Here is a 2,709-nt window from a genome sequence, read left to right as displayed (position 1 = left end):
CCGGCGCCTAATTTAAGAATTCGAAATTTGTATAGATTAAAGGGCTTATCCTGACTCACCCTCTCTTCCCAGTGAAAAATTGGCCCTCGGTTTTTTGGCACGAAAAGACCTTCCAGTTTTATCGCCAGACAAATTAACAATGAAATTGGCAGAGTTAAAATGAGCAGAAGTATTGCGAGGATTTTATCGAAAACTATTTTAATTAAGGGCAACCTAATATAATCATTTTCTTCCAAGAAGCCACCGCCTATATTTTCACTTATCCAATATGATCTCTTAAACAGATGGGAAATGTAAAACTGCACCACAGGTGGTCCTCTGGACCACAGCTGCTGTAAATACTTTTATCAAAGATTAAGAGTATAAGTCCAATAAACCAATAGGTTCAAGGGCACTTATTTCTTCAACTTTAAGAAGATGGGTATCGGTTGTTATTAAATATTTTGCCTTTTTCCTAAGAGCAGTAGCTAAATATAAAGCGTCATTGTACGAAAAATCATTTTGTCTCGAGTAGTATTTAAGTCGATATTCAGCCGCCTCCGAAGCGAGATCTACATCAATACTTACAATCTCAAGGTTTTTTCTAAGAAACTGAAAAAATAAAGCGTCAATTTCGCCGAATTTTTCCTTAAGCTGTTTAGACGGAAAATTTTTGTTTTCTCGGCCAATTACCCATTTAATTTCAGCCATGACTACGGCAGGAGCAACCGCTAAAATCTTTTCTTCCTGCAAAAGGTCAATAACCTTCTCTGAAGCCTCAACATTTTCCCTACTTGTTTTACTGTGGCGAGAGAGAAGTACGTGGAGAAAAACGCTTGCATCTATGCAGAAAGTCTCCATTATCTTTCTCCCCAGCCTTTTTCAAATTCCTCGTGATAAATGTCGGCATCTCCTTTAAGACCTTTCCCTAATTCTTTTAGGGCATCTACAAACCGGGAGGGAGCCTTCTTTAACTTCCATGTTCCTTCCATTTTAATAAAGAGCAGCCTATCTCCTTTATGAATCTTCAAGTCTGCTCTAACTTCTTTGGGGACAGTGATTTGGTATTTTGAAGTAATAGATGCGGCAGTAGCCTTCATGTTTATTTCCTCCTTACGATTTAAATACTTCCTTACATAAAATATCATATAAGGAAATAATAGTCAAGTAATGCAATGTTAAAATCGTGGAAAATTACAGTAAAAACCAGACAACTCATCTAATCCCTAATTATGCAAACCTCTCAAGCCGCCATTGTTAAAAGTAAAACAGCAAAAAATCCTACTCTTTGGAGATTGCTTCGGTCGTTTACGCTCCCTCGCAATGACGGGGGTGTCGCTATCGCTCCTCCCGCCTACCTGTAAGAGACAATCACCGGCGGGCAGGCGCAATGACACTTTCACCGTCATTGCGAGCCCCCGTTCTATGGGGCGCGGCAATCTTGAGATTGCTTTGTCACTATCGCTCCCTCCCTCCAGAGGCGGGCAAGCGCAATGACAAAAATTGACAGTTCACAATGCCGAGGAGAGTTGACATTGCTCTTATTTGTATGTTCGCTCATCCCTCTTGGTTATATCAAGAATTTCCAGAACTTTGTGGTTGTCATTTATATCAAATATAATACGGTAATTTCCCACTCGATACCGATAAACCCCCACCGGCGCATTTTCGAGTTTGATTGTCCCTGCACAACGTGGCTCATTTTGCAATTTAATTATTGCTTCTTTAATCCGTTTTGCTTCCCTTTGCTGCAACTTTAAATATGCTCTTTCAGCTCTTCGAGAAAAAATCCCCCCGTACACTTAAAGTCCTTTCTTTTTGAAAACCTCTTCAGCGGGAATGCCCTTTCCTTCTCTAATCTCAGTTTTCGCTTCCAAAAGAGCTTTAATATAGCTTGGGTCAGAAAATTCCTTAAAAGCTTGTTGCTCTTCCAAATATCTATCAATGCTGGTTAGCACCGCCACCGGCTCGCCCCGGTGTGTAACAATTACCTCGCCTTGCTCTTTCTTTAAATCCTTTATGAGAGAAGTTAATTTTTTTCTAAGTTTATCGGTTCCTATAAAGGGCAACCCAAGCACATTTAACATTTTAACATCCTCCTTTACCTAAAGTATCCCTAAGGAAAACAATAGCAATAATTTAACATTTTTTCAACAAAATAAACTATCTGCCAAATTATGTGATGTATATGCTAATTTATTTACCAAAAAACTATGCTGTTATCAATTACATACGAGATTGCTTCGCCGTGCTTACCACCTGCCTGAGACAATCACCGGCGGGCAGGCGCAATGACGAAAATAATAACCTTTCGCTTCTCACAATAACAATCGAAAAACCAGCTTCTTGCCTGTCGGCCTGCCTGCCAGTAGACACGGCAGGTACAATGATGACACATCATCCGTCACTGCGAGCCCGAAGGGCGTGGCAGTCTCGAGATTGCCGCGTCGCTATCGCTCCTCGCAATGACGAGAAGAAGCGAAATACTACAAAATTTTAGACGCTTCTTCTATCTGCCGATACCCTCGTAATGAAAACCAAGCTTTTCAAGTTCTTCCCGATTAAACAAATTACGTCCGTCTATTATTGTCGGTTTTCTCATCAAGTTCTTCACCTTTGCAAAATCAATCCCTTTGTACTCGTTCCATTCTGTAACAAGAATTAAAGCATCAAAATTCTTAACCGTTTCATAGACATCTTCAAAATACATCAACTTTGGAAACATCTTTT

The 2,709-nt window shown here is 40.0% G+C and carries 6 protein-coding genes; all 6 read right to left on the bottom strand.

Annotated features, from left to right (window positions below):
- Nucleotides 1-236: sugar transferase (locus Q7U95_RS05520; RefSeq protein ID WP_308752587.1), on the bottom strand; the 236-nt coding region annotated here is incomplete at its 3' end.
- A 118-nt stretch (nt 237-354) separates the two neighbouring features.
- On the bottom strand, nt 355-840 hold the full coding sequence (locus tag Q7U95_RS05515; protein ID WP_308752585.1) for a type II toxin-antitoxin system VapC family toxin: 486 nt from the start codon (nt 838-840) through the stop codon (nt 355-357).
- Nucleotides 840-1,079 carry an AbrB/MazE/SpoVT family DNA-binding domain-containing protein gene (locus tag Q7U95_RS05510; protein WP_308752583.1) on the bottom strand — a complete coding sequence of 80 codons (240 nt, stop codon included), beginning with the start codon at nt 1,077-1,079 and terminating at the stop codon, nt 840-842. The genes Q7U95_RS05515 and Q7U95_RS05510 overlap by 1 nt, the downstream gene beginning before the upstream one ends.
- 441 nt (nt 1,080-1,520) lie before the next feature.
- Nucleotides 1,521-1,781, bottom strand: a complete 261-nt coding sequence (locus tag Q7U95_RS05505) for a type II toxin-antitoxin system RelE/ParE family toxin (RefSeq protein ID WP_308752581.1) — start codon at nt 1,779-1,781, stop codon at nt 1,521-1,523.
- Complete coding sequence (locus tag Q7U95_RS05500; protein WP_308752579.1) at nt 1,782-2,066, bottom strand: type II toxin-antitoxin system prevent-host-death family antitoxin; 285 nt, start codon at nt 2,064-2,066, stop codon at nt 1,782-1,784. It lies immediately after the preceding gene.
- Between the two features lie 422 nt (nt 2,067-2,488).
- Nucleotides 2,489-2,709: UDP binding domain-containing protein (locus tag Q7U95_RS05495; protein WP_308752577.1), on the bottom strand; the 221-nt coding region annotated here is incomplete at its 5' end.

Origin of the sequence: Candidatus Oleimmundimicrobium sp. (assembly GCF_030651595.1) — a bacterium.
Lineage (GTDB): Bacteria > Actinomycetota > Aquicultoria > UBA3085 > Oleimmundimicrobiaceae > JAUSCH01.
The sequence above is the reverse complement of the archived record's forward strand: the minus strand, read 5'-3'. Positions and strand labels throughout refer to the sequence as shown.

Bases quoted from the DNA above. Each gene is read 5' to 3' on its own strand.
- Q7U95_RS05510 (WP_308752583.1), bottom strand. From the start codon at position 1,079: ATGAAGGCTACTGCCGCATCTATTACTTCAAAATACCAAATCACTGTC.
- Q7U95_RS05515 (WP_308752585.1), bottom strand. From the start codon at position 840: ATGGAGACTTTCTGCATAGATGCAAGCGTTTTTCTCCACGTACTTCTC.
- Q7U95_RS05500 (WP_308752579.1), bottom strand. From the start codon at position 2,066: ATGTTAAATGTGCTTGGGTTGCCCTTTATAGGAACCGATAAACTTAGA.